Raw genomic sequence first — 25,543 nt, 5'->3', positions numbered from 1 at the left:
TATGTCAGACTTTAAAGGAAAATTATTTGTGTTTTCTGCGCCCTCTGGCTCCGGAAAAACCACTATTGTTAGACACTTACTAAACAACAAAAAATTTAATTTAGAATTTTCTATTTCAGCCACTTCTAGAGCTCCAAGAGGCGAAGAAAAAGACGGTGTCGACTACTATTTTATAGATTTAAAAACCTTTAAAAACAAAATTAAAAGTGATGAATTTTTAGAGTGGGAAGAAGTATACAGAGATAATTTCTACGGTACTTTAAAAAGTGAAGTAGCACGTATTTGGGCTCAAAAAAAACATGTAATTTTTGATATTGATGTAGCTGGCGGACTCAGAATAAAAAAGAAATTTCCGGAAGAAACATTGTCTGTTTTTGTGAAACCACCAAGTGTAGATGAGCTAAAAATACGTTTGAAAAAGCGAAAAACAGAAAGTGAAGAAAAAATAAATATGCGTATTGCAAAAGCTTCGGTAGAGCTAGCAACGGCACCTCAGTTCGACAAAATTATAAAAAACTATATTTTAGAAGATGCTTTACAAGAAGCAGAAGAATTGGTGGGTAATTTTATAGGATTAAAAGAAAAATAAACACAAAAATAATACGTGTTGTATTATATAATTACTAAAGTATAAAAAATGAGTAAAATAGGGTTGTTTTTTGGCACTTTCAATCCCATTCATATTGGGCACTTAATTATTGCTAACCATATGGTAGAAAACTCAGATTTAGACGAAATATGGATGCTTGTAACACCACACAATCCGTTTAAAAAAAAGAGCTCTCTACTAGAAAATCATCACAGACTAGAACTTGTTTACCTAGCAACAGAAGGATACGAAAAGTTACAACCATCAGACATAGAGTTTAAGCTGCCACAACCAAATTACACAGTGCATACATTGGCTCATATAAGTGATGTTTACAAAAATCATGAGTTTTGTTTAATCATGGGAGAAGATAACCTTAAGAGTTTTCATAAATGGAAAAACTATGAAGTAATTTTAGAAAATCACGAAATTTATGTATACCCAAGAATTGCAGATGGTAAAACAGCTTCACGCTTTAACAACCATAAAAAAATTCACAAAATAGAGGCACCAATCATAGAAATTTCATCTACGCTAATAAGAAAAAGCATACAAAGTGGTAAAAATATAAAGCCCTTAGTAACCAAAGAAGTTTGGAATTATATTGATGAAATGAACTTTTATAGAAAATAGAAAGCGTATTATTTCGTTGTATATTTGTAATCTTAAATTAAAATTTTGTGGCGACTAAAAATCCAAAAAAAAGTAACTTAAAACAAAAATTAACCGATAAATATCGGTTAGTTGTTTTAAACGAAAACACTTTTGAAGAACGCTTTTCTTTAAAGCTTTCTCGCTTAAATGTGGTGGTTTTTGGGGGTGCTTTTTCAATTATTTTAATCATCGCAACCACTATTTTAATTGCATTTACACCCATTAAAGAATACATACCTGGCTATGCCTCATCAAAACTAAAAGCAGACGCGGTAAAGCTTACTTTCGAAGCCGATTCTTTAAAAATAAAATTGGCAATACTCGAAAACTACACCAAAGCACTAAAACCTGTTTTAACGGGAGAAATTACCTCAGAAAACATAGACTCGTTACAGCTCGAGGCACAACAACTTACTATAGATGAAAGCGAATTAGATGCTTCTAGAGAAGATTCTATTTTTAGAGAAAAGGTAGAAAGAGAAAACAGATTTGCCATTACAAATAGTAATTTAAACAATCTAAAAGTGGTGTTTTTTTCGCCATTATCGGGAACTATTTCTCAAGATTTCGACTCTAGTGCCAAACATTTTGCAGTAGATATAGTAGCCAAAACTGGTACCCCAATAAAAGCAGTTGCCGATGGTACCGTAATTTTTGCTGGTTGGAGTGCAGAAACTGGCTACACTATCCTACTAAAACATACCAATAACTTTATTTCTGTTTACAAGCATAACGGAAACCTATTAAAACAACAAGGAGACTTAGTAAAGTCTGGCGAAGTAATTGCTAGTGTAGGCTCTACTGGAGAGCTTACTACTGGCCCTCACTTACATTTCGAACTATGGAACGGCGGTTATGCTGTAAACCCTACAAACTTTATAGATTTTAAATAATGAGTATCAAATCTTTTTTTGCCATTCCTTTTGCCAAATTTGTAACAAAAAAAGTGTACAAATGGGCAAAAAAACCCCATGCAACACAAGAAAAAGTATTTAAAAATTTAATTGCTAAAGGAAGTAAAACTGCTTTTGGAAAAGACCATAATTTTAATACAATCAAAAATTATGAAGATTTTAAAAAACAAGTAAATATTTCTGATTACGAGGGTTTACGCAATTATGTAGACAGAGTGGTTGCAGGAGAAAAAGATGTTTTGTGGCCAGGAAAACCGCTTTATTTTGCAAAAACATCTGGCACAACTTCAGGGGCTAAATACATTCCTATTACTAAAGAATCTATGCCAACGCATATAAAAGCTGCCAAAGATGCCTTGCTTTTTTATATTGTAGAAAAAAACGACGCTAGCTTTGTAAACGGAAAAATGATATTTTTACAAGGAAGCCCAGTTCTAGAAGATAAAAACGGAGTAAAATTAGGTAGATTAAGCGGAATTGCAGCACATTATGTACCTAACTACCTAATGAAAAACCGCTTACCTAGCTGGGAAACAAACTGTATAGAAGATTGGGACACCAAGGTAAATGCTATTGTCGAGGAAACAGTAAATGAAAACATGTCTGTAATAAGCGGTATTCCTTCTTGGGTACAAATGTACTTCGAAAAGTTAATTGAAAAAACAGGAAAACCTATCGCCGAACTATTTCCGAACTTTAACTTCTTTATTTATGGGGGCGTAAACTTTGAGCCTTATAAAAATAAATTTGAAAGTTTAATTGGTAAAAAAATAGATTACATAGAATTATATCCGGCATCAGAGGGCTTTATTGCATACCAAGATTCACAAAAAGAAAAGGGAATGTTGCTACAGTTAAATTCTGGTATTTTTTATGAATTTATTCCTGCTGATGAATTTTTTGAAGAAAACCCAACAAGAATATCACTAAAAGACGTAAAAATTGGCGTTAACTACGTAATTATTTTAAATACAACTGCTGGTCTTTGGGGATATAATATTGGCGATACCGTAGAGTTTACGTCTACAAAACCATACCGAATTAAAGTTACTGGTAGAATAAAACACTTTATATCTGCCTTTGGCGAACATGTAATTGGTAAAGAAGTAGAAAAAGCATTAAACGACGCTATAAAAGGAACCTCAATAAATATTAGCGAATTTACAGTGGCTCCCGAAGTAAACCCCAAAACAGGACTTCCTTATCATGAGTGGTTTATAGAGTTTGAAACAGCACCCGAAAACTTAACAGAATTTGCCACAAAAGTAGACGCTGCCATGCAAGCACAAAATATTTATTATTTCGACTTAATAGAAGGAAAAATATTAAGACCTCTAATAATTCGTAAGGTAAAAAAAGGTGGATTTCATGAATATATGAAATCTATTGGTAAATTTGGCGGACAAAATAAAATTCCGCAATTGTCGGACAATAGAAAGATAGCGTCAGTATTAGAAAACTTTATAGTTAAAGAATAAAAGAAATATAGTATGGGAGGAGATTATTTATTTATACTACTAGCAATAGCTTTGGTAATTGTATATTATTATAACAAATTTAGAAACAAGCGTCGTTAAAAATTAATCAGTGTTTTTTAATGTACTAAAAAGCACTATTTTATCGCATGAATAAAAAAAATATGAGCACAATTAGAATTACAAAAAAATTCAACTTCGAAACAGGCCATGCTTTATATGGGTACGACGGAAAATGTAAAAATGTACACGGGCACTCTTACAAACTTTCTGTAACCGTTTCTGGTAAACCTATTGCAGATACCAACCATGTAAAATACGGTATGGTAATAGATTTTGGCGATTTAAAAAAAATTGTTAATGAAGAAATTGTAGATGTTTTTGATCATGCTACTGTGTTTAATAAAAATACACCTCATATAGAGTTAGCCAAAGAATTGATGGCTAGAGAGCATCATGTTTTATTAGTAGATTACCAACCTACAAGTGAAATGATGGTTATTGATTTTGCTAATAAAATAAAAAACAGGCTTCCAGAAAACATAAAACTTCATAGCATAAAACTTCAAGAAACAGACTCTAGCTTTGCAGAGTGGTATGCTAGTGAAAATTAGGTTTATGGTATCTAAAAGAGTTTAAAAAAAGGCAAAATATACGTGTATATTTTGCCTTTTTGTATTAATTATTTATCACCTTTTACTTACCATTAAAAGTGTTCATAGTATTTGCCAAACCTGCAACTCCAAAAGAAACAATGGCTTTAGCAGCAGTAGGCAAACGCTCTATAAATGCACTATTTTCTTCTTTGTTCCATTCTCCCAGAACATAGTCTACTTGTTTTCCTCTAGAATAATTTCCGCCAACACCAAATCTAAAACGGGCATATTGTTGCGTGTGTAACTTTTCTTGAATGTCTTTTAACCCATTATGACCGCCAGCAGAACCTTTTGCCTTAATTCTGATAACTCCAAAATCGATATTTACATCATCGGTAACTATTAAAATATTTTCTAGGGCAATTTTTTCTTTATCCATCCAATATTTTACTGCCTTACCACTTAAATTCATGTAAGTACTCGGCTTTAATAACACAAACATTTTTCCTTTATTTCTAAAAGTAGCCACGTCTCCTAATTTATCTGTAGTAAATGTAGTAGAATGCTCATTAGCCAATTCATCTAAAATTTTAAACCCAATATTATGACGTGTATTGGTGTATTCTGCACCGATATTTCCTAAACCAACAATTAGTAATTTTTTCATTTCTTTTTATTTAGAGCTCAAAAGAGTTCAACTGAATAAAATTCTTTATATATTTCATCATCAAAAGTAAGAAGAAATAATTTTTAAATAGAAAAACGCGTTACAGTAGTGTAACGCGTTTTTATTTATTTTGAAGTATGCACTATCTATTCCGCTGCAGCAGCTTCTGTAGTTTCTTCTTCATCATCTTCATCTTCTGTAACTGTTGCGTTACGAGAAGTTCTAACTTGAACAACTACAGTGTTATCTGGGTGCATAATTGTGTAAGACTCATTAAATAAAGAGGTTACTACTAATTTGCTTCCTATTTTTAATTTAGAAATATCTGCAGAAATATAATCTGGTAAGTTAGCTGGTAATGCTTTTACTCTTAATTTACGGTTTGTAAAACGTAAAGAACCTCCATTTAATACCCCTGGTGAAGTACCTGTTAATTTTACAGGAATGTTCATTGTAATTTCTTTGTCTTCGAATAACTGGTAAAAATCTACGTGTAAAATTTTATCAGATACTGGGTGAAACTGAATGTCTTGTAAAATTGTGTGTACTTTCTGTCCATCAACATCAATTGTTGCAGTATATACGTTTGGAGTGTATACCAACTTCTTAAATGCTAATTCTGGTGCTGAAAAGTGTATTGGTTGTTCTCCTCCGTAAATAACGCAAGGAACCATTCCAGCATTACGTAAGGCTTTAGTAGCTACTTTGCCCACGCTTTCTCTTTTTGATCCTTTAATTGTAATTGATTTCATTACTTTTTGTTTAAATTAATTGTGTTCATAAACGCTAATTTTAAAAGCGTTTTTAATGAACGGTTACATTAAAAATTGTCCACTAATTGAGGTGTTATCTTGTACTTTATGCATAACATCCGCAAATAATGGCGCGCAAGATACAACTTTTATTTTAGATGTCTCCTTTTTTAAAGGAATTGTATCTGAAACTATTAGTTCTGTTAACCCCGAGTTTTCTATTTTATCATATGCTCCGCCAGAAAGAATTGGGTGCGTACAAATAGCACGTACACTTTCTGCTCCTCTTTCCATCATTAAGTTAGCAGCATGAGCTAAAGTTCCTCCGGTATCTATCATGTCATCTACCAAAATTACATTCTTGCCTTTTACATCTCCAATAAGCTCCATATGAGAAATAACATTGGCTTTTTTTCGTTGTTTGTAACATATAACTACATCCGAATGTAGGTGTTTAGAATAAGCATACGCTCTTTTGGAGCCACCCATATCTGGAGAAGCTATTGTTAAATTTTTTAAGTTTAGGCTTTTTATGTAAGGCATAAAAATTGTGGAGGCAAATAAGTGATCTACTGGTTTTTCGAAAAAGCCTTGTATTTGATCTGCATGCAAATCCATTGTCATTATTCTTGTTGCGCCAGCAGATTGTAGTAAGTTGGCTACAAGTTTGGCTCCAATAGCTACTCTTGGTTGGTCTTTTCTATCTTGTCTTGCCCAACCAAAGTATGGCATAACAGCGGTTATGTGTCTTGCAGAAGCTCTTTTTGCAGCGTCTAACATTAACAGCATTTCCATTAAATTGTCTGCATTCGGAAACGTAGAACCAATTATAAAAACACGTCTTCCACGAACTGACTCTTCAAAAGCAGGTTGAAACTCGCCGTCGCTAAAATAAGTTGTCTTAACTTTTCCTAAAGTTGTATTGTATTCTTTGGCAATTTTTTCTGCTAAAACAGTGCTTTGTCTGCAGGCAAAAAGTTTTGGGGCTAATTGATTTGTAGGCATTTAGTAAATTATTTTTGTGTTGTTGTTGTGAGCTAACAAAAGTAGAAATTATTTATTTAGTTTGGAATTTATTTTATGAGTTTAAAATAAAATATTTTAATACATTTGCAGGGTTCTTAAAAAGACTTGCTCAAGTGGCGGAATTGGTAGACGCGCTGGATTCAAAATCCAGTTCTTTCGGGAGTGTGGGTTCGATTCCCACCTTGAGTACTAAACGGGATACATCATCATTTTTTGATGTATCCCGTTTTTTATTTCCTCTAAAACCCTTATTTATACTGGAAATTTCAAGTAATATCGGATTGATACCTGCGGTTCGAACTTTTTATTTTTCAAATTCAAAATTTTTTTAGGGAAAATCGAACCCAATAATTCTCTTTTTAGAAATGCAACACTTAACGATATAATATTTTTTGCTTCTCATCTTTCTTAATGCGTTAAAGTAATTTGAAAATATTCTTTTTTTCAAATAGGATCTTAAGAAATATTAGATACAGATTATACGATAACTAAGCTTTAATATCTTTTGTAGATAATAATATGTGGAAATCATTCTTATGTAAGGTCTCAAAATAAAGGCTTTCCCTTTATTTCAAATCTATGTTCTTTAGAAATTAAAAAAAGTAGAATCTACAACATACTTAAAATCAAAAAAACTATTAAAAGCAACAAGATTTTTTATGAATGAATTAAATTGTTCAATCAGTTTACTTCTTAATTTTTGTACACCTATAATGTTTTATCTTAAATTAAAAAAAATTAGGTAAACAAACTATTAAAAAACATTAGAATTTCGAAGAAAATGTGATAAATACATTAAAAATATATCTAAAGATATATCAAATGAAGTTTCAATAAAATAAAAGTACTTAACCAAACTTTAAAGAAAATTCGATGATAAAAAAGGCCTAACCCCTAAATAACGAACTTTTATTACCCCTATTCTGTACATTTTTATTCTCTAAAACGAGTAACTTTAAACATCCAACAAATTTTATGTTTAGAGTTTAAATAAAAAAAAAATCTATCCCCAAAAACACTTTATTATGAAGAAACTTTTACTTGTATTATTATTAATTTCATGCACAACCCTAGCACAAACATTCGACAATATTCCCACAGGGAAAGGGTACTACATCAACAAACTTATAGTAAACCCAAGTGGTGATGATTTAACCAATGAATATATAGAAATTAGAGGTCCGAAAGGTGCTATAATCCCTTCAAATTTATACCTTATTTCTATTGAAGGAGATGGGGAGTCAGGAAAAACGAATATGGGTAAAGTAGACGAAGCTCTACAATTAGGCGATGGTAACAGAACTTTTGGAACAAATGGTATAGTTGCTGTGGTTTGTAATTACACCGATGAAAATACCAATGTAAAAACCAACAATCCTTACAGTACTTTTATCTCAACAGATGCTACTGTTATTACCATAGAACTAACTGGTAATGATGTCACCGGATCCAGCTCGTCTAACACTAGTACAAAAACACCAGATATTGGTTACGATGGTAACTTTTTAGACCCAAGTGCAACATATATGTTAATTACTTCCGACGCAAATCCTGATGCAAGAAATATAGATACCAGTCCGCAAGACGGTATTATAGACGCTACAGGAGATCATATTACACAAAATTGGGTTTTGTATGACTCTGTGTCTTATTTAGATGATGACGATTTTGATACGGTACTTTCCTGAAATAGGTTGACTAAAAATTAAACCATTAATTACAGTCACTTATGAAAACAAAAAATGAACACTGGCTAAAAAAAAGCTACCAAAAAGCAACTCTAGAAACCAAACTTTTAGTCGTTGACCAAATCTTAAACGGACAATTATCTAGAAGTGCTGCTTCTAAAAAATATGATATTCCTAGAACAACAATTACTTATTGGTTGAGAAAATATAGTACCTTAGTGCAACAAAACATAGGTATGAGCAAAAACGATCAAATTAAAAAACTTAAGGAAAAAATTGAAGAACTAGAGTTTGTAAAGGACTTTCAGCAAGATATTATTGCAGATATGGAACTCATTACAGGAGTCGATATGTCAAAAAAGTCATTGCCCAAAACATTAGCAAAAGAGATAGAACAAAAAAAGAAAAACCGTTTAAAAGAAAGTGGTTCTATGAGTGTTTTGGGATTAGTAAACAAGCTTTCTACAAAAGACTCAAAACACAACAAAAACAACAAATAGACCAACAAAAGCTAATCAAAATGGTTAAGGATTATCGCAAATCTGTAGGATCTAAAACTGGTGGTGTAAAACTATACCATGCCCTCAAAAAAGACTTCATTAATGCGGATATTAAAATGGGAAGAGACAAGTTCTATCGATTTCTAAGAAGCAATAACTTACTGATTCCTAAACGCAAAAATTACATCACCACAACAAACTCTAACCATATGTATAAGAAATATAAAAACCTAGTGAAAGACCACGTTCCTAATCGTCCTGAACAACTTTGGGTAAGCGATATCACATACATTAAAACCGAAAACGGGCACAACTATTTAGCCTTAGTTACAGATGCTTATTCTAAGCAAATTATGGGCTATAAAATCGACAATCATATGAAAACATCGCTTTGTAAGGACGCGCTTGCTATGGCTATTAAAAATAGAAAATATCCCAATAAAAAGCTTGTACATCATTCCGATAGAGGTTTTCAGTACTGTAATCCTAAATACACTGATTTTGCTGAAAGTAACGGAATCACAATGAGTATGACTGAGCAATACGATCCGTATGAAAATGCAGTTGCCGAACGTATCAATAGAACTCTTAAATATGAATATGGGTTAAAACAAACCATTAAAAACACCCATTTAGCCCAAAAAATGACTAAACAAGCTGTACACATCTACAACAATTTAAGGTTGCATTATAGTCTAGCGTTAAGAAATCCGGCAGAAGTGCATCTCAACCCTAATATCAAATACAAATCATATCGAAAAAATAATGTAAATTTACCTGAAATAAAGATCTAATAACTTAATTAGTTCAAATTATTTTTTTACCTCTTTAAAGGCTGAAAAAAATTGTTTGAACGTGTAAAAAAAAAGTCAACCTATATCAGTATAATACATACCAACAGCTCCGACCAAGGGGAGTTTGGCTACGGGCAAACAATCTTTGCACAACTTTATAGTACTACAGATAACGCAAATAATGTTGTTGACAATTCTGCAGAATTTAAAACCACTACAAGTGCAACAATTGTAAACCATGACAGTACTTCAGATCTTAGTTTTTTCTTCAGACAAGGAACAAAAACAGGACATAGCACTAATGATTGGATTGCTGCCTCAAAAGGAAGTGGATCGTTTCCTAACTGGCAACTTACTGGTACTAGTTCTAAAATAAATAGAGAATATTTTAAAAACTTCCAGTTAAATACAGAAATAAATTATGGCGTTACAAATCCAACAGAACCAAACGAATGGTTGGGTATTACCAATGATTGGGCAACCAACACCAATTGGAGCTTAGGTTTTGTTCCTGTAGAAGGTGAGGTTACAACTATATCAAACGGATTAGATCCAATTATAAACACTAATACAGGTGCTAAAGCAGAAAACATTACTCTAACAGGCAAAACATTAATGATAGAAAATGGTGGTTCTTTAATTGCAACAGGCACAGTTACAGGTAATATTACCTACAAAAGAACATTAACTAAAGATAATAATTTAACATCTGCCTGGTACGCTGTATCACCACCTGTTTCTGGCGAAAACCTAACAACTTTACAAGCAAATAACTCTTTTGCTAGCGGTTCTGTGAGTGGAAGAATTGGTGTAGGTATCTATAAAAATGACGGTACAGACTGGACCTATTTTACAACAACTAGTACAGATGCTATAGATAGTGGTACTGGGCTAATTGTAAAATTAGATATCAATGCTAGTGGAAGTGAATTAAGTTTTACCGGGACTTATACATCTGGAAAAGTAGAAACTCCAATTTCAGTAAATGGAGCTAATAGCTTTAATTTTATTGGAAATCCTTTTACTGCATATATTAATTTAGGAGATTTTTTCTCAGACAATAGCGCTACTAATAGGCTTTCTGAAAATACAATTTGGATTTGGGATGAAAATAAAAATGGCTCAAATATGGGAGGATATGTACAAAAAATGATGGGTACAGATGCTAGTTTTGAAATTGCTCCTGGCCAGGGCTTTTTTGTTAGTTCTGGTACAGCAGCCTCTAATAAGATTGAATTTAATACTTCTAATCAAAGTCATCAATCCGATAGTTTTCTTAAAACTGAAAATAATAAAGCATTGGTTACTATAAATGTATCTCAAGAAAATATGGTACACCAAACTAAATTATATTTTATAGCCGGAACAACAAAAAGTTTTGACAATGGATATGATGCATCTCTTTTTGGTGGTAAAGAATACTCACTGGCAATTTACACAGATTTAGCTGAAGAAAACAAACATAAAAAATTATCTATTCAATCTTTACCTTTAGATGAAATAAACGCATACGAAATACCTATTGGAATCGTTTCTGACGCGAATAAAGAAATTACTATTTCGGCAAATTCGGCAAATTTACCAAGTGGCACTAAGCTTTTTATAGAAGATAGATTGTTAAATACGTTTACAGAAATAAACGTAAATAACTCTAGCTATAAAACTAGTTCTAAAGAAAAATTAAATGGTACTGGAAGATTCTTTTTACATACCTCACAAAAATCTTTAAGTACAAAAAACAATAGCCTATTAAATACTATTTCTATTTATAAAGCAGATAATACTACTTTAAGAGTGGCTGGCTTAGAAAAAACCAACACAAATTTCAAATTATTTAATATTCTTGGTAAACAACTTGTAAATACAAACTTCATTGCAAATGGTACTAAAGAAATTTCACTACCAAAAGTTGCTAAGGGTATTTACTTGGTAAAAATTACCACCGAAAATGGATCTTGGAACAAGAAAATAATAATTGAATAATTGTAAGATATTAAAAACATACTCATGAAATCAAACGAAAATAAAACAAACCATAAAGAAACAATTTCAAGAAAAGACGCTATCAAAAAAATTGGTAATTACGGTAAATACGCCGCTTTAACAGCACTTGGTACTTATATGATTTTAAACCCTCAGAAAGCTCAAGCACAAAGTCCGGCAGACCCTGGTGTTGGTTTTTAGCGTTTTAATAAATATATTACACAAAAAACCTCAATAAACACAAGTTTATTGAGGTTTTTTTATATTTTCTAGATTATACTACTAATAGTATCGTTTCACGATTTTTTAAAATAGTTAATGTAACATAAGGTTACCAAATTTTTACTAATAATTTCAAACTATTTTTTGCTTGCATAAATATTATAAAATAAACTAAGTAGTATTAGAAGTATACCAAGTAATGTAAAGATTGTGTATATATCTTGAAACCAAAATACTCCTATTAAAAGAGTAAAAATAACTTCTAAATACTTTAAAGGGGCTACAGTAGCAGTTTTACCAACTTGAAATGCCTTTGTCATATACAACTGACCTATATAACCAAAAACACCTAAACTTAACAATAATAACCACTCAATACCATTGGGTGCGTTCCAATTACCTAAACACATAAATCCTCCAAAAACAAAAGCCATAATCATAAAATAATTGATAATTACCAACGGATGTTCTTTTAAACCGATTTTACGAATTACAACAAAAATTAAACCCATAAAAAATGCAGAAGTTAACACTAAAACTAAACCTATAGAGTTTACATTTTTACCAAAACCCTTAATAATTAATACCCCTATAAATGCCAATATAAAAAGGAGCCATTGCACTGGTTTAATTTTTTCTTTTAAAAAAATAAAAGCAAAAAATGCTGCAAAAATTGGAGCAGTGTAACGCAAAGAAACAGCAGTACCAACAGCTAAATAATGTAAAGATTCAAAAAAACAAGTTAAAGAAATTACTCCTATTAAACCTCTTAATAGCAAGAGTTTTTTATGAGTTCCGAAAAAAGGAATTTTATTTTTAATAACTATAGGAATGGTAAAGCATAGTGTACCAATAGTTCTAAAAAAAACAATTTGATATACATTAAAAGTACTCAGATATTTAACAATTGCATTCATAATAGCAAATGCTAAAACACTTAATATCATATAAAAATTGCAGAATTACTTTTCATATTATCTAAAACAATAAGCCCTCCAAAAAACAATTGAAGGGCTTATTTTTTTTATAAAGATACTTGTTATCTTAAAGATTTAATAATTGCCAATGCATTTTTAGTGGCTTCTTCAATTTTTTGGTAGTCAAAGTTTCCATGACTGTCTTTTGCCATTAATTTAGAACCCATACCCACACAAGTTACACCTGCCTTAAACCATCCTTCTAAATTTTCTTTTGTGGGAGAAACTCCTCCTGTTGGCATAATGCTTGTCCATGGTTGAGGTCCTTTTATACCTTTAACAAATTGAGGGCCGTAAATATCTCCAGGAAATAATTTTACAATTTCACATCCCAATTCTTCTGCTCGAGCAATTTCTGTTAAAGTACCACAACCAGGAGACCATAATACTTTTCTTCGATTACAAACAATTGCTATATCTTCTCTTAAAACAGGAGTTACAATAAAATTAGCTCCTAAAGCCATAAACCTAGATGCTGCCGCTGCATCTGTTACAGAACCAACGCCCATAATCATACCAGGTAGTTCTTTAGTAACATATTTAACGAGTTCTCTAAATACTTCGTGCGCAAAATCTCCTCTTGCTGTAAATTCAAGCAATCTTGCTCCTCCTTTATAACATGATGTTAGTACCTTTTTACTCACTTCTAAATCACTGTGGTAAAACAAAGGTACCATTCCGGAATCTTTCATTACTTGCGCAACTTCTAATCTTGAATACTGTGCCATTTTTTTATTTTTTTACTAATTATTATATGTAGTTCGCTTACTTCAATATAAAATAGTTGCTATCTCGCAACTCTTCCAGAAGCATCTCCACCCATTAATTTTTCAACCTCTGCTACGGTTACTAAATTGGCGTCTCCTTTAATAGTATGCTTTAATGCAGATGCAGCTACGGCAAAATCTAAAGCATTCTGATCATTGTCTGGGTACTTTAACAATCCATAAATTAAACCTCCCATAAACGAATCTCCTCCACCGACTCTATCTACAATATCTGTAATTTGGTATTGACGAGTTTGAAGCAATTGTTTACCATCATATAAAACACCAGCCCATGTATTATGAGAAGCAGATATAGATCCTCTTAAAGTTGTAATTACTTTTTTAGCACGAGGAAATTTTTTCATCATCTGTTCACAAACAGATAAAAAAGCTTCTGCTTTTACATTATGCCCCTCTGTTTGTACTGATATTCCTGCTGGTTTTATTCCAAAATGCATCTCTGCATCTTCTTCATTACCTAATACAATATCGCAGTAAGATGTAAGCTCTGTCATTATTTTTTCTCTATGAGCTGCATCACAATATTTCCATAATTTTGCTCTGTAATTTAAATCTGTAGATATAGTAATTCCTTTCTTACTAGCTACTTTTAGAGCCTCTAAACAAACATCTGCTGCTCCTTGAGAAATTGCTGGGGTAATACCAGTCCAATGAAACCATTCTACACCCTCAAAAACGCTGTCCCAATCTATCATACCAGACGCTATTTCAGCAATTGCAGAATGTGCTCTATCATAAACTACCTTAGAACCACGAGATACCGCACCGGTTTCTAAGAAATAAATTCCTAATCGATCTCCACCCCAAACTATCTTATCTACATTAACGCCACGTTTTCTCATTTCCATCATGGCGCACTCTCCAATGTCATTTTTTGGTAAACGCGTTACAAAGTCTACTGATACTCCGTAATTTGCTAGTGAAACGGCCACATTAGACTCTCCCCCACCATAAATTACATCAAAATTATTTGCTTGTGAAAATCTTAAAAATCCTTGAGGAGCTAATCTTAACATGATTTCTCCGAATGTTACTACTTTACCCATTGTTGCTTTTTTTTAAATATTAAACTTTATTTGGTTAAACGTTTAAGCAGTTTTTGAAAATAAAATCAAAATCTTAATAGTTGATTAAAATTTTGATTCTAAAAACAAACACACTACATTTGTTTAAACGTTTAAGCAAACATAATAAATTTATTTATGAATAAAAAGAAAACTACCATAAAAGATATTGCCAACGTTTTAAACATTTCTGCAGCTGCTGTTTCTAAAGCACTTCATAACGACTCTAGAATTAGCGATAAAACAAAAAAAGCAGTAAAACAAGTTGCAGAAAACCTAAATTACCAACCAAACCATCTAGCTAGTGCTTTGCGAAGTGGAAAATCCAAATTAGTAGGCGTAATTGTACCCCGTACAAATAGTCATTTTTTTTCTTCTATAATTCAGAAAATTGAAGAAGTTTTAAATAAAAAAGGGTACCAAATAATTATTACTCATTCTAACGAATCATATCAGAAAGAGTGTGCTAATATAGATACTCTTTTATTTACTCAAGTTGATGGTATTATAGCTTCAATGGCAAATGAAACTACAGATTTATCGTATTTTGAAAAAATTAAATCGAAAGGCATACCCTTAATTCTTTTTGATAGAGGTGAAAATAATTTAAATGTAGATTATATTGGGATAGACGATTACAACAGCAGCATGTTAATAGTGTCTCATCTTGTAAGTGAAGGCTGTAAAAGAATTGCCCATATAGGTGGGTTTAAGCATACAAGAATTTATAATAACAGAATACGTGGATATATAGATGCTCTTAAAAAATACAATTTACCTTTAGATTCGGAACTTCTTACAGAAAGCGGTTTAACTATAGAAGACGGTAGAAAAAAAATGTTACAACTTTTAAGATTAAAAGATAAACCAGACGCTGTTTATGTTGCTGGTGATTATGCTGCTTTGGGTGCTTTACAAATATTGAAGGAAAAGAATATAAAGGTACCAGAAGATATCGCATTAGTTGGCTTTGGAAACGAACCTTTTACAGATATGGTTACTCCAAGAATTTCGAGTATTAATCAGCATAGTGAAACTATTGGAAAATTGGCTGCCGAAACATTTTTAAGACATGCCAAAAAGAAAATTGTTCAGCAAGATTTGAACAAACAAATTTTAGAGGCTACACTTATCATTAGAGCTTCATCCAATAAAAAAACCTCTCTTACTATGTAGAGAGGCTCTTTCTTTATTTGTATTCACTTTTTATATTCCTAATGCTTGTCCGCCACCTACTTGTATAGTTTCTGCAGTTAAAAAAGCTGCATCTTCACTTGCTAAAAAAGAAACAACTCCTGCAACATCTTTAGGCTGCCCTAATCTTCCAAGCATAATATTATTTGCCCAAGAAGCAAATACTTCTGGTTTAGTAGATTTAATTTGAGCATGAAACGGCGTATCTATAGTTCCTGGAGAAACAGCATTTACTCGAATACCATACTCGGCTAAATCTTTTGCCAATGCTCTTGTAATTGCATGAACTCCTGCTTTAGAAGTTCCATAAATTCCTGCACCTGGGCCACCTGCATTCCATCCCGCATTTGATGTATAGTTAATAATTGAAGCATAGTCACTTTTCTTTAAGTAAGGTATCGCTGCCCTAGAAACAAAAAAAGTAGAGTCTAAATTTAAAGCCATTACACCTCTGTAAAATGCTGTAAGTTTATAAGTTTTTAATAAAAATAGTCAAAAAAATAATATTTTAATAGAAAGTAACTTACAATAATACCGATTACATTATTTTAACCTAAAAGTGTACAATAAAATACCTCCTAGTGAAACATTTAACATTGGTTTTTATTTAATTTCACAAAAAAACTGATAGTAAGTTACCTACACTCGCCAACTTTTTATCTTATGGCCATAGACTGCAAAAAATAAAATAATAACATAACAAGGTATTAAAATATAATAACTATTATTTGCTGCGGTTGATAAAGCAGTAGTATCTGAAACACCATTTGCTATTAATTTTTGTGTATTCGTATCTACCATTCTACCATATAAAGGAGGAATTATAGCTCCGCCAGAAATAGCCATTACTAATAGTGCAGAAGCTTTTTTGGTAAATTTACCCAATCCATCTAATGTTAATGGCCAAACTGCTGGCCAAACCAAAGCGTTTGCAACTCCCAAGGCAGCCACAAAAACAACTGAAATAAAACCCGTAGTATTTATAATACAAACGCTTAACAGAATGCCTAATATGGCACTTGCAATTAAAGCTGTTTTTTGACGAACATATTTAGGAATTAAAAAAACACCCAACGCATAAGTAAACACCATTGCCAAAAGTGTGTAAGTAGTAAAATATTTTGCTTCCTCTCCTGTAAATCCTAGAGAAATACCATAAGAAATAATAGTATCTCCCGCTATAACCTCTGCACCAACATAAACAAAAAGTGCCAAAACACCCAACCATAAATTTGAAAATTGAAAAATACTTGTTTTTACTGTTTGTCCTTTTTCTTGCTCTTCGACTGTTGTTGCCTCTACCTCTGGCAAAGGAGCTTTTCGAATAAAATATGCCAATAAAAATAATACTATTGCCATTACAATGTAAGGTATGTAAACACTATTTGCCATGGTATCTAAAAGAACATTTTTTTCTGATATTGATGCAGTAGCTAATTTTTGTTTGGTTTCATCGATGCCAGACAATAATAAAGCCCCAAAAATTAAAGACCCTAAGGCGCCTGCCATTTTATTTGCTATTCCCATAATGGCAATTCGCTTTGCACCACTTTCTATAGGGCCTAAAATAGTTATATAAGGGTTAGAAGCAGTTTGTAAAATAGTCATGCCTAAGCCTTGTATAAAAATACCAGCTAAAAATACCCAATAAGTCCTTGCAGAAGCTGCTGATATAAAAATTAACGCGCCAATTGCCATAATAAATAAACCTAAAGACATCCCTTTCTTATAGCCTATTTTTTGTAAAATGGCAGAAGCTGGTAAAGCCATTACAACAAAAGAAATATAGGAAGCAGATGCTACTAAATAAGACTGAGACTCTGTTAACTCGTTAATCGTTTTCATAAACGGAATTAATGCTCCGTTTATCCAAGTTACAAAACCAAAAATAAAAAATAAACCGGCTATAATTAGAATGGCAACGCTATTTTTACTTAACTGCATTTTTGTTTTTTTAAAGTTGAATTTCTAAAATTACAAAAAAAACACAGACCTCTTTAACAAAAAATTTAATTTAAATATGCCTAGAAATTAACCATTAACGTTTTCTAAAAATTCATGGTCGAAAAAGGTAGTAAACTTTTAATCTTTTTAATATCTTTGAAAATCAACGAAAAAAAATGGAAGAATTTATACTATATTTTAAAATGGGCTTGAATCACGTATTAGATTTTAGCGCCTATGACCACATTTTATTTTTAATTGTACTGGCTGTTGTTTTTAGTTTTAATCAATGGAAAAAAGTCCTTTGGTTGGTTACTCTTTTTACAGTCGGGCATTCTGTTACATTGGCTTTATCTGCTTTTGGAATCTTAAAAGTAAACAGTAACTTAATAGAGTTTCTAATACCTTTAACTATTTTTATAACTGGGGTAATTAATGTAATAACAGCAAAAAAATCTTCTTTAGGAAAGGAAAATACCAACCTTATTTTTGCCCTCTTTTTTGGCCTTGTTCACGGTCTTGGTTTTTCTAACTATTTTAAAATGATGGTTGGTAAAGAAGAAGACAAAATTTTTCCTTTATTAGAGTTTGCGCTAGGTATTGAAGCCGCACAAATAATAATTGTTGTAGGAATTTTAATAATTGGTACTTTATTACAAAACTTTTTTAAGGTTACGCGCAGAGATTGGATATTAGTTTGCTCTTCTATTGTAATCGGTTTTGCCATTCAAATGATGCTAGACCGTGTGTTTTGGGTTTAGTATCTATAACTTTTAAATTTTAAGTATTTAAAAACTTGCTACTTTCGAGCTTATGACAGCAGAAAAACAATTAAAATATGATAAAGCCTATTTAAAAATGGCTTACGAATGGGGAAAATTATCGCACTGTAAACGCAAACAAGTAGGGGCGCTTATAGTGAAAGACAGAATGATAATTTCAGATGGTTTTAATGGTACTCCAACTGGTTTCGATAATTGTTGCGAAGATGAAAACGGTATTACTAAATGGGAAGTTTTACATGCAGAAGCAAATGCTATTTTAAAAGTAGCTAGCTCTACACAGTCTGCAAAAGGAGCTACTCTTTATATTACTTTATCGCCCTGCACACAATGCAGCAAACTCATTCACCAAGCAGGTATAAAAAGAGTTGTTTATGCCAATTCTTACCGAGACACCTCGGGAATTGCTTTTTTAGAAAAAGCTGGAGTACAAATATCTTACTTGCCTTATGAATAAAAAAAACACCCCTTTTTACCTATCTATCGCTGTTGTTTTCGGAGTTGTTATTGGCTTATCTCTTAACGGAAATAGTAAAAGTTTACTTTCTTTTTCTAAAAAATCGTCGCAAGAGCAAAAAATAAAAAGACTCATCAATTTTATTGAAAATGATTATGTAGACAATGTTAGTACAGACAACCTTTTAGATGGTGCAATAAGAGAAATGTTAGGCGAATTAGACCCACATTCTGTTTACATTCCAAAAGAAAATCTGCAAGCTATTCAAGAAAACATGCAAGGTAAGTTTGTAGGGATTGGAGTACAGTTTAGGTTAATATCAGACACAATTACCGTAATACAACCCATAAAAAATGGCCCTAGTATTAAAGTTGGTATTAAAGCCGGAGATAGAATTTTAATGGCGAATAAAGACACTTTATTCGGTAAAAATTTATTTAGTAATAGTATTCCTAAATATTTAAAAGGTGCTCCGAATACCAAAGTAAACCTACAAATTTACAGAAAAAGTAACGATTCTCTTTTTAATGTTACGGTAACTCGTGGTAATGTAAATATAAAAAGTGTAGATGTAGCATACATGATAAACGACTCGCTTGGCTATATAAAATTAAATAGATTTGCACGAAATACGTACACAGAATTTAAATCTTCTTTGAATGACCTTTTAAAAAACGGTATGACAAATTTAGTTTTAGATCTTCGTGGAAACGGTGGTGGTTTTATAGATATTGCCAATAGTATTGTTGATGAGTTTTTAGAGGATAAAAAACTAATTGTATTTACAAAAAATAATAAAGGAATAGTAAATAAATCTTTTGCCACAAAAAAAGGCGTTTTTGAAAACGGTGGCTTATATGTTTTAATTGACGAAGAATCTGCTTCTGCCTCTGAAATTGTTGCAGGAGCACTACAAGATAATGACAAAGGTACTATTATAGGAAGACGCTCTTTCGGTAAAGGACTAGTACAGGTAGAAATGGATTTAGGAGACGGCTCTGCTGTAAGGTTAACTACTGCGAGGTACTATACCCCAACAGGACGATCTATACAAAAACCCTACAAAAAGCAAACTAATAAAAATTATTTTAGAGAATTCGAAGAAAGGTTTGAAAACGGAGAATTACTAAACAAAGACAGTATAAAAATTGTAGATTCTTTGAAGTTTAAAACTCCGAAGGGAAAAATTGTTTATGGCGGTGGCGGTATTGTACCAGACGTTTTTGTACCTATCGATACAACAGACTATATGCATCGTTTTTACTTTAACACTCTTAATGATTTTGCTTTTGAATATGTAGATAATAACCGAAAAAAATTAGAAAAATGGACTATCAATGCTTTTTTAGATAATTTTGATAAAGACGAAAAAGTCTATAAAAAATACCTAAAAACGCTAAAAAATAAAAATCCTTTTGCTAATAAAACAAAACAAAGTATTCAGAAATACTTAAAAACTGCAGTTGCAAACATTCTTTTTGGAGATGTTGGCTTCTACAGAACCACACACATAGAAGATAAAATGCTATTAAAAGTATTAGAGTTGGAAACTAAAAAGGAATAACGTTTCTTTGTATAAATGATTTCTATAACGACCTCCGAAAATAAAAAAGTTTTTTTTGCCTCAGACCAACACTTAGGCGCTCCTTCTGCTAAAGAAAGTTTGCCAAGAGAAAAAAGGTTTGTTGCTTGGTTAGATGAAATTAAAGACCAAGCAGAAGCCATATTTTTATTAGGAGATTTGTTTGACTTTTGGTTCGAGTATAAAAAAGTTGTTCCGAAAGGGTTTGTAAGAACTCTAGGTAAATTAGCAGAAATTAAAGACGCTGGAGTCCCTATTTATTTCTTTGTTGGAAACCATGATTTATGGATGCAAGACTATTTTAAAAAAGAGCTAAACATACCCGTATTTCATAGTCCTATAGAATTTGTTATCAATAATAAGATATTTCTAATTGGTCATGGTGATGGTTTAGGTCCGGGAGACATTGGCTATAAGAGAATGAAAAAAGTTTTTACCTTTCCTTTTTTTAAATGGGTATTTAAATGGCTTCATCCAGATATTGGCGTACAGCTTGGGCAGTACATGTCTGTAAAAAATAAGTTAATTTCTGGTGATGAAGACGCACGCTTTTTGGGCGAAGACAATGAGTGGCTTGTTCAATATTGTAAGAAAAAATTAACCGAAAAACACTACGATTACTTTATTTTCGGACACAGACACTTGCCGTTAGAAATTGCTTTAAGTGAAAATTCTACCTATATAAACCTGGGCGATTGGATTCAGTATTTTACTTATGGTGAATTTAAAAAAACATTTAAGCTTTTAAAAAATACGCCATAAACTAATACGTTTCAGTTAATAACAATTGCTATTTATTGATTAAAAAATACGTATTAACAATTGCATTTTACCACTTTAGTAAAATACGTTGAGCAGAGAAACCTGGTCCAAAACTCAACATTAACCCATAGGTATTTGGTGCAGGGTTTTTATCCATAAATCGCTCTAAAACATATAAAACAGTTGCGCTAGACATATTGCCATATAGTCGTAAAACTTCTTTTGTGTCGTTTATATTTTTACCTAAAACACCAAATAAATCCTCTACAGTTTGCACAATCTTTTTCCCTCCGGGATGAAAAATTAAATGATCTATTGCCGCTATTGATAAATTATTTTTCTCTAAAAAAGGATGAACAATTGCAGGAAAATGGTCGGCAATTTTTTGTGGAACCGCTTTGTCTAAAATCATTTGCAAACCTGTATTAACCAATTTAAAACCCATCATATTAGTAGCATCATAAAAATGATACATTGCTTCGTCTATAATTTTTGGTCCTTTATCTTCTTCGTAAGAAGACAGAATTACTGCCGAGGCACCATCGCCAAAAATTGCAGCACTAACAATATTTGTCATCGAATAATCATCTAACTGAAACGTTGCCGTTGGTGCTTCTACGGCAATTACAGCAGCCCTTTTATTCGGATTTGCTTTTAAAAAGTTTTTAGCATAAATAATTCCCGAAACTCCTGCTGCACAACCCATTTCTGTTACTGGTAAACGCACAATATCTTGCCTCATACCCAAAGAATTTATCAAATATGCATCTACAGACGGAATCATAATTCCGGTACAACTTACAGAAATAATATAATCGATATCTGTCGGTTTTAATGCAGCTTTATCTAATGATTTTTGGAGTGCTTTTTCTGCTAATTCGGTAACTTCTCTCTTATAAATATCGTTTTTATCTTGAAAAGAAGTTGCGGTAAAAACCTCTTCCGGATCCATAATAGAATAACGTTTGTCTACGCCTGCACCTTCAAAAAGTTTAATAACCTTTCTTTGAAAACGAGTTTCTTGACCTTGCATCCATAGTTGTACAAACGGAATAATGTCTTTAGTTTCTCTATAAAATTTTGGCAATTGCTTTGCAACAGAAGTAATTTTTACACTCATAAATTATCTTTTTAAAATCCATAAATAACGAAAAGCCCATTTCCAAGAAACAATGGGTTTTACACCAATTATACTAGACATCTTTTTTAATTCTATTTTTTTAAACCCTCTTAATACAGAGGTTAATCCGTCTTCAACAATCATTTTATTTGATATAAAAAGCGACAATAAAAAAAACAAATAATAGGCTATTTTGTGTCGGTGTAAATCATTTACAACAACACCAATTTTTGCTTGGTTTACAATATTCTCTAGAAAGGGAATTAATACGGGCTCTTTAAAATGGTGTAAAAATAAGGTAGCTAAAACTATATCGAACTTTCTATTTTTAAAGGCACTCGAAAAAATATCTTGCGTTTCAAAGGTAATTTCTAAAAAATCTTTAGAAAGTTCTTTTGCATATAAAATAGCTGCCGGATTAGCATCAATGCCTATTAAATTAAATTTATAGTTGTTCTTTCTGCCAAATTTTGCCACATCTCTTAAAATATCTCCATGGCCACAACCAATATCTACAATTGTTATTTCTTTAGTCTTATCTGCATTTTTTAAAATGGTCTTAAGTCCTTTAATGGTAACTTTATTTCCTCCCAACCACCTATTTATATTTTCTAGTTTATCTAAAGTATCCCGTAACAAATCGCCTCCAATAGAAAAATCGTCCATTAACTCTTCTTTGTCTGTTCGCTTTTTAGTTTGAATAAATAAATCCATTTTCATTTAAATTTATAAAATTGCTTTATAAAATTTTTACTTTTTTAGGCTATACTTTAATTGGTTTTCCGTGAGTTTGTTTAATAATAATAGGTAATAAGAAAGGTATTCTTTTTAAAACTAGTAATAAAAAGCTAGCAATTTTATCATTTCTAAACAACTTTGCAATAAAATGTCCTGCCTTTAAACGCCATTTAAACTGCTTATTCCACTGTCTAATATATTCTTTTTCTAACTCTTTTCGAGAGGTAACTTTTCTTTCATAGTAATTTAGAATCAGTTTAGACGCTATTTGTGCAGACTGTATTGCCATACTCATTCCGTTTCCGCACAGCGGATGAATCATTCCGGCTGCATCTCCACACATAATAATATTATTTTCTACAGGATTTTTTGTTTCAAATGAAATTTGACTAATAGACAACGGTTTCTCCCAAGCAGGAGTTGAATTTTTATAAACTTCTTTTAAAAACGTATTTTTAAAAACTACCTTTTCCTGAAATTCATCAATGTTTTTGTACTTTTTAAAAGATGAAAAGTCGGTAATATAGCACAAATTGATAAGATTGTTTTCTACTTTAGAAACTCCACAGTAACCACCTTTAAAATTATGAAGAGCTACTAAATTTGAAGAAAAATTTCCTTGAACATGAATTTTTACTCCTAAATAAGGCGATTTCTTTTTTATAAATTTACGGTTCATTTTAACATCCAATAAAGAACGTTTACCAAAAGCGCCAAGAACAAATGTAGAGGTAAATAAGCCATTTTCTTTTGTTTCTGTTGTAAATAGATTACTCTTAAAGCAAGTATTTGTAACAGTATCTTTTAAAATAGTTACCCCGTTTTTCTTTGCCTTTTCAGATAAAATAAAATCTAATTGAAATCTAGAAATTCCAAAACCTCCTAACGGTAATTTACAAGTTATTAACTTATTTTTGGTTGTGGAAAGTTGAAATTCGTTAATTTTTACAGCTCCAAAATCGAACGGATTAATTCCCAAAAACTCTAAATATGGCAAAACTTCATTTGAAATATACTCGCCACAAACCTTATGTTTTGGATACACATTCTTTTCTATTAGTATAACTTTTTTTCTAAACTTAGAAAGATGTATTGCATTACAAAGTCCGGCTAAACCTCCTCCAACTATTACAACATCTGTAAATTTATTTTCTTTATTCATTTAACCTATTAATTCTGCCAATTCTTTTGCTGTATAACTACCTAAAGCAACGCCCATTCCGCCTAAACGTACTCCACAAAAAACATGGTTAGACAGTTGCTTTACAATAGGAGATTTCTTTTTACCAACCCCCATTATTCCACTCCAAGAATACTCTATTTCAAAAGGTGTATTTGGCAAGATTATTTCTTTTAGCAGTGTTTCTAAGGCCTTTTGTACAAGAGGTGTTTTACCAAATTCTGTAGTTTCTTCTGCTGTAAAATCTAAGTTTCTTCCTCCTCCTAAAAGGATTCTATTGTCTATATTTCTAAAATAAAAATACCCTTTATCTAAATGAAATGTTCCTTTAATAGCCAAGTTTTTTATGGGCTTTGTAATTAGCACCTGTGCTCTTGCTGGTGTTACTTTTTCGTTTAAAATTAGGTTTGTAAAACCATTAGTTGCGAGGCATAATTTACTTGTTTTAAAAGTAATTTTATCTGTATGAATAACCACACTTTCATTTATATCTTCGAAGGATGATACCGTAATTCCGTTTATTATTTTTATAGATGCTTTCATCGCTTTTTGCAATAATGTATGCATCATTTTACCCGTATCTATTTGACCTTCGTAGTTATTAACCAAATAATTTTCATGTACATTTTTAAAATGAAACCTGTTATTAGTAACGGTAAAAACATCATTTTTAAAGATAGGATATAACAGTTTATTTAATACGTCTTTTTTAGAAACGCACATTTCGTAGAACTCATTATTTTCAAATAATTCAAAGCCTTTATTTTGTTGAAAATTAATGTTTTTGTCTCCCAGGTTTTGCCTAAGTAACTGTAGGCCTTGCCAACGTTTTGCTACTAAATTAAAAACGTTTTCTTCTGAGTGATTTTTTAGGTCGTCTAATAATTCAGACACGCTACCAAAACACGCAAAACCTGCATTTTTTGTACTTGCTCCTTGAGGCAATTCTCCTTTTTCTAAAATTAAAATACGTGCTTTTGGGTGAATTTTTCGAAGCTCTAAAGCACAAGTTAAACCTACAATACCACTTCCTATTATAGTAAAATCGATGTTAGAAAACCACTCTTTTAATTCCCAATAACTATAATTCATGGT

26 protein-coding genes, 1 tRNA gene and 1 pseudogene are annotated in these 25,543 nt (G+C 31.7%); 16 read left to right on the top strand and 12 right to left on the bottom strand.

What is annotated here, in order from left to right:
- The first annotated feature begins 1 nt into the window (after position 1).
- The 5 genes from gmk to WHD54_RS06925 all read left to right on the top strand — a co-directional run bounded on the left by gmk (position 2) and on the right by WHD54_RS06925 (position 4,246).
- Positions 2-589: a guanylate kinase gene (gene gmk, locus WHD54_RS06945; RefSeq protein WP_088324634.1), complete on the top strand. Its 588-nt coding sequence runs from the start codon at positions 2-4 to the stop codon at positions 587-589.
- Positions 590-637: 48 nt separating this feature from the next.
- On the top strand, positions 638-1,222 hold the full coding sequence (nadD, locus tag WHD54_RS06940; protein WP_088324635.1) for a nicotinate (nicotinamide) nucleotide adenylyltransferase: 585 nt from the start codon (positions 638-640) through the stop codon (positions 1,220-1,222).
- A 47-nt stretch (positions 1,223-1,269) separates the two neighbouring features.
- Entirely contained in the window at positions 1,270-2,136 is an 867-nt protein-coding gene (locus tag WHD54_RS06935; RefSeq protein WP_088324636.1) for a M23 family metallopeptidase, read from the top strand.
- A complete protein-coding gene (locus WHD54_RS06930; RefSeq protein ID WP_088324637.1) occupies positions 2,136-3,635 on the top strand; it encodes a GH3 auxin-responsive promoter family protein in 1,500 nt (499 codons plus the stop codon). Before WHD54_RS06935 ends, WHD54_RS06930 begins: the two co-directional genes overlap by 1 nt.
- Positions 3,636-3,796: 161 nt before the next feature.
- Positions 3,797-4,246 carry a 6-pyruvoyl trahydropterin synthase family protein gene (locus WHD54_RS06925; protein WP_088324653.1) on the top strand — a complete coding sequence of 150 codons (450 nt, stop codon included), beginning with the start codon at positions 3,797-3,799 and terminating at the stop codon, positions 4,244-4,246.
- An 82-nt stretch (positions 4,247-4,328) separates the two neighbouring features.
- Here the strand turns inward: WHD54_RS06925 and pth are convergent, their stop codons facing one another.
- The 3 genes from pth to WHD54_RS06910 form a co-directional block, all read right to left on the bottom strand.
- On the bottom strand, positions 4,329-4,895 hold the full coding sequence (gene pth / locus WHD54_RS06920; RefSeq protein WP_088324638.1) for an aminoacyl-tRNA hydrolase: 567 nt from the start codon (positions 4,893-4,895) through the stop codon (positions 4,329-4,331).
- Between the two features lie 146 nt (positions 4,896-5,041).
- Positions 5,042-5,647 carry a 50S ribosomal protein L25/general stress protein Ctc gene (locus tag WHD54_RS06915; protein ID WP_088324639.1) on the bottom strand — a complete coding sequence of 202 codons (606 nt, stop codon included), beginning with the start codon at positions 5,645-5,647 and terminating at the stop codon, positions 5,042-5,044.
- Between the two features lie 63 nt (positions 5,648-5,710).
- The gene (locus tag WHD54_RS06910; protein ID WP_088324640.1) at positions 5,711-6,652 is read right to left on the bottom strand and encodes a ribose-phosphate pyrophosphokinase; all 942 of its coding nucleotides are present in this window, start codon (positions 6,650-6,652) and stop codon (positions 5,711-5,713) included.
- 128 nt (positions 6,653-6,780) lie between these two features.
- On the opposite strand from WHD54_RS06910, the gene WHD54_RS06905 reads away from it, so the two are divergent.
- The 6 genes from WHD54_RS06905 (at position 6,781) to WHD54_RS06880 (ending at position 11,839) form a co-directional block, all read left to right on the top strand.
- Positions 6,781-6,862: transfer RNA gene (locus WHD54_RS06905), tRNA-Leu, on the top strand.
- A gap of 836 nt (positions 6,863-7,698) precedes the next feature.
- A complete protein-coding gene (locus WHD54_RS06900; protein WP_088324641.1) occupies positions 7,699-8,361 on the top strand; it encodes a hypothetical protein in 663 nt (220 codons plus the stop codon).
- 41 nt (positions 8,362-8,402) lie between these two features.
- Positions 8,403-8,861, top strand: coding sequence for a helix-turn-helix domain-containing protein (locus WHD54_RS06895; protein WP_340766635.1), 459 nt, complete (start codon positions 8,403-8,405; stop codon positions 8,859-8,861).
- Positions 8,807-9,655: an IS3 family transposase gene (locus WHD54_RS06890; RefSeq protein WP_340767760.1), complete on the top strand. Its 849-nt coding sequence runs from the start codon at positions 8,807-8,809 to the stop codon at positions 9,653-9,655. The genes WHD54_RS06895 and WHD54_RS06890 overlap by 55 nt, the downstream gene beginning before the upstream one ends.
- A gap of 51 nt (positions 9,656-9,706) precedes the next feature.
- Entirely contained in the window at positions 9,707-11,638 is a 1,932-nt protein-coding gene (locus WHD54_RS06885) for a T9SS type A sorting domain-containing protein (protein WP_088324146.1), read from the top strand.
- Positions 11,639-11,662: 24 nt separating this feature from the next.
- Positions 11,663-11,839 (top strand): hypothetical protein, encoded by a 177-nt coding sequence (locus WHD54_RS06880; protein ID WP_198943157.1) that lies wholly within the window; start codon positions 11,663-11,665, stop codon positions 11,837-11,839.
- Between the two features lie 158 nt (positions 11,840-11,997).
- Here WHD54_RS06880 and WHD54_RS06875 read toward each other — a convergent pair whose 3' ends face one another.
- The 3 genes from WHD54_RS06875 to WHD54_RS06865 all read right to left on the bottom strand — a co-directional run bounded on the left by WHD54_RS06875 (position 11,998) and on the right by WHD54_RS06865 (position 14,671).
- On the bottom strand, positions 11,998-12,807 hold the full coding sequence (locus tag WHD54_RS06875; protein WP_088324147.1) for a DMT family transporter: 810 nt from the start codon (positions 12,805-12,807) through the stop codon (positions 11,998-12,000).
- 92 nt (positions 12,808-12,899) lie between these two features.
- Positions 12,900-13,565 (bottom strand): bifunctional 4-hydroxy-2-oxoglutarate aldolase/2-dehydro-3-deoxy-phosphogluconate aldolase, encoded by a 666-nt coding sequence (locus tag WHD54_RS06870; protein ID WP_088324148.1) that lies wholly within the window; start codon positions 13,563-13,565, stop codon positions 12,900-12,902.
- A 59-nt stretch (positions 13,566-13,624) separates the two neighbouring features.
- Complete coding sequence (locus tag WHD54_RS06865) at positions 13,625-14,671, bottom strand: sugar kinase (protein WP_088324149.1); 1,047 nt, start codon at positions 14,669-14,671, stop codon at positions 13,625-13,627.
- A gap of 156 nt (positions 14,672-14,827) precedes the next feature.
- Between WHD54_RS06865 and WHD54_RS06860 the strand changes: the two genes are divergently transcribed.
- Entirely contained in the window at positions 14,828-15,865 is a 1,038-nt protein-coding gene (locus WHD54_RS06860) for a LacI family DNA-binding transcriptional regulator (protein WP_088324150.1), read from the top strand.
- A 30-nt stretch (positions 15,866-15,895) separates the two neighbouring features.
- Here the strand turns inward: WHD54_RS06860 and WHD54_RS06855 are convergent.
- Together WHD54_RS06855 and WHD54_RS06850 are read right to left on the bottom strand one after the other, a co-directional pair.
- A pseudogene (locus tag WHD54_RS06855) lies at positions 15,896-16,348 on the bottom strand (SDR family NAD(P)-dependent oxidoreductase); the annotation flags it as partial.
- A 174-nt stretch (positions 16,349-16,522) separates the two neighbouring features.
- Positions 16,523-17,827, bottom strand: coding sequence for a sugar MFS transporter (locus tag WHD54_RS06850; RefSeq protein WP_088324151.1), 1,305 nt, complete (start codon positions 17,825-17,827; stop codon positions 16,523-16,525).
- A 176-nt stretch (positions 17,828-18,003) separates the two neighbouring features.
- Here WHD54_RS06850 and WHD54_RS06845 point away from each other — a divergent pair, with 176 nt between their 5' ends.
- The 4 genes from WHD54_RS06845 to WHD54_RS06830 are packed head-to-tail and all read left to right on the top strand — an operon-like array spanning position 18,004 to position 21,410.
- Positions 18,004-18,588 (top strand): HupE/UreJ family protein, encoded by a 585-nt coding sequence (locus WHD54_RS06845; protein ID WP_088324152.1) that lies wholly within the window; start codon positions 18,004-18,006, stop codon positions 18,586-18,588.
- A 52-nt stretch (positions 18,589-18,640) separates the two neighbouring features.
- The gene (locus WHD54_RS06840; RefSeq protein WP_088324153.1) at positions 18,641-19,066 is read left to right on the top strand and encodes a deoxycytidylate deaminase; all 426 of its coding nucleotides are present in this window, start codon (positions 18,641-18,643) and stop codon (positions 19,064-19,066) included.
- Complete coding sequence (locus tag WHD54_RS06835) at positions 19,059-20,630, top strand: S41 family peptidase (RefSeq protein ID WP_088324154.1); 1,572 nt, start codon at positions 19,059-19,061, stop codon at positions 20,628-20,630. Before WHD54_RS06840 ends, WHD54_RS06835 begins: the two co-directional genes overlap by 8 nt.
- Positions 20,631-20,645: 15 nt before the next feature.
- Positions 20,646-21,410: a UDP-2,3-diacylglucosamine diphosphatase gene (locus tag WHD54_RS06830; RefSeq protein ID WP_088324155.1), complete on the top strand. Its 765-nt coding sequence runs from the start codon at positions 20,646-20,648 to the stop codon at positions 21,408-21,410.
- Between the two features lie 67 nt (positions 21,411-21,477).
- On the opposite strand, the gene WHD54_RS06825 is transcribed toward WHD54_RS06830, so the two are convergent.
- The 4 genes from WHD54_RS06825 to WHD54_RS06810 are packed head-to-tail and all read right to left on the bottom strand — an operon-like array spanning position 21,478 to position 25,540.
- A complete protein-coding gene (locus WHD54_RS06825; RefSeq protein WP_088324156.1) occupies positions 21,478-22,530 on the bottom strand; it encodes a type III polyketide synthase in 1,053 nt (350 codons plus the stop codon).
- 3 nt (positions 22,531-22,533) lie between these two features.
- The gene (locus WHD54_RS06820; RefSeq protein WP_088324337.1) at positions 22,534-23,244 is read right to left on the bottom strand and encodes a methyltransferase domain-containing protein; all 711 of its coding nucleotides are present in this window, start codon (positions 23,242-23,244) and stop codon (positions 22,534-22,536) included.
- Between the two features lie 49 nt (positions 23,245-23,293).
- On the bottom strand, positions 23,294-24,430 hold the full coding sequence (locus WHD54_RS06815; protein ID WP_088324157.1) for an NAD(P)/FAD-dependent oxidoreductase: 1,137 nt from the start codon (positions 24,428-24,430) through the stop codon (positions 23,294-23,296).
- Positions 24,431-25,540, bottom strand: coding sequence for an NAD(P)/FAD-dependent oxidoreductase (locus tag WHD54_RS06810; protein WP_088324158.1), 1,110 nt, complete (start codon positions 25,538-25,540; stop codon positions 24,431-24,433).
- Positions 25,541-25,543 lie beyond the last annotated feature (3 nt).

It is taken from the genome of Polaribacter tangerinus, assembly GCF_038024095.1.
Taxonomy (GTDB): Bacteria; Bacteroidota; Bacteroidia; order Flavobacteriales; family Flavobacteriaceae; genus Polaribacter; species Polaribacter tangerinus.
The sequence above is the reverse complement of the archived record's forward strand: the minus strand, read 5'-3'. Positions and strand labels throughout refer to the sequence as shown.

Bases quoted from the DNA above. Each gene is read 5' to 3' on its own strand.
- gmk (WP_088324634.1), top strand. From the start codon at position 2: ATGTCAGACTTTAAAGGAAAATTATTTGTGTTTTCTGCGCCCTCTGGC.
- nadD (WP_088324635.1), top strand. From the start codon at position 638: ATGAGTAAAATAGGGTTGTTTTTTGGCACTTTCAATCCCATTCATATT.
- WHD54_RS06930 (WP_088324637.1), top strand. From the start codon at position 2,136: ATGAGTATCAAATCTTTTTTTGCCATTCCTTTTGCCAAATTTGTAACA.
- WHD54_RS06925 (WP_088324653.1), top strand. From the start codon at position 3,797: ATGAGCACAATTAGAATTACAAAAAAATTCAACTTCGAAACAGGCCAT.
- pth (WP_088324638.1), bottom strand. From the start codon at position 4,895: ATGAAAAAATTACTAATTGTTGGTTTAGGAAATATCGGTGCAGAATAC.
- WHD54_RS06915 (WP_088324639.1), bottom strand. From the start codon at position 5,647: ATGAAATCAATTACAATTAAAGGATCAAAAAGAGAAAGCGTGGGCAAA.
- WHD54_RS06910 (WP_088324640.1), bottom strand. From the start codon at position 6,652: ATGCCTACAAATCAATTAGCCCCAAAACTTTTTGCCTGCAGACAAAGC.
- WHD54_RS06900 (WP_088324641.1), top strand. From the start codon at position 7,699: ATGAAGAAACTTTTACTTGTATTATTATTAATTTCATGCACAACCCTA.
- WHD54_RS06895 (WP_340766635.1), top strand. From the start codon at position 8,403: ATGAAAACAAAAAATGAACACTGGCTAAAAAAAAGCTACCAAAAAGCA.
- WHD54_RS06880 (WP_198943157.1), top strand. From the start codon at position 11,663: ATGAAATCAAACGAAAATAAAACAAACCATAAAGAAACAATTTCAAGA.
- WHD54_RS06875 (WP_088324147.1), bottom strand. From the start codon at position 12,807: ATGATATTAAGTGTTTTAGCATTTGCTATTATGAATGCAATTGTTAAA.
- WHD54_RS06870 (WP_088324148.1), bottom strand. From the start codon at position 13,565: ATGGCACAGTATTCAAGATTAGAAGTTGCGCAAGTAATGAAAGATTCC.
- WHD54_RS06865 (WP_088324149.1), bottom strand. From the start codon at position 14,671: ATGGGTAAAGTAGTAACATTCGGAGAAATCATGTTAAGATTAGCTCCT.
- WHD54_RS06860 (WP_088324150.1), top strand. From the start codon at position 14,828: ATGAATAAAAAGAAAACTACCATAAAAGATATTGCCAACGTTTTAAAC.
- WHD54_RS06850 (WP_088324151.1), bottom strand. From the start codon at position 17,827: ATGCAGTTAAGTAAAAATAGCGTTGCCATTCTAATTATAGCCGGTTTA.
- WHD54_RS06845 (WP_088324152.1), top strand. From the start codon at position 18,004: ATGGAAGAATTTATACTATATTTTAAAATGGGCTTGAATCACGTATTA.
- WHD54_RS06840 (WP_088324153.1), top strand. From the start codon at position 18,641: ATGACAGCAGAAAAACAATTAAAATATGATAAAGCCTATTTAAAAATG.
- WHD54_RS06835 (WP_088324154.1), top strand. From the start codon at position 19,059: ATGAATAAAAAAAACACCCCTTTTTACCTATCTATCGCTGTTGTTTTC.
- WHD54_RS06830 (WP_088324155.1), top strand. From the start codon at position 20,646: ATGATTTCTATAACGACCTCCGAAAATAAAAAAGTTTTTTTTGCCTCA.
- WHD54_RS06825 (WP_088324156.1), bottom strand. From the start codon at position 22,530: ATGAGTGTAAAAATTACTTCTGTTGCAAAGCAATTGCCAAAATTTTAT.
- WHD54_RS06820 (WP_088324337.1), bottom strand. From the start codon at position 23,244: ATGGATTTATTTATTCAAACTAAAAAGCGAACAGACAAAGAAGAGTTA.
- WHD54_RS06815 (WP_088324157.1), bottom strand. From the start codon at position 24,430: ATGAATAAAGAAAATAAATTTACAGATGTTGTAATAGTTGGAGGAGGT.
- WHD54_RS06810 (WP_088324158.1), bottom strand. From the start codon at position 25,540: ATGAATTATAGTTATTGGGAATTAAAAGAGTGGTTTTCTAACATCGAT.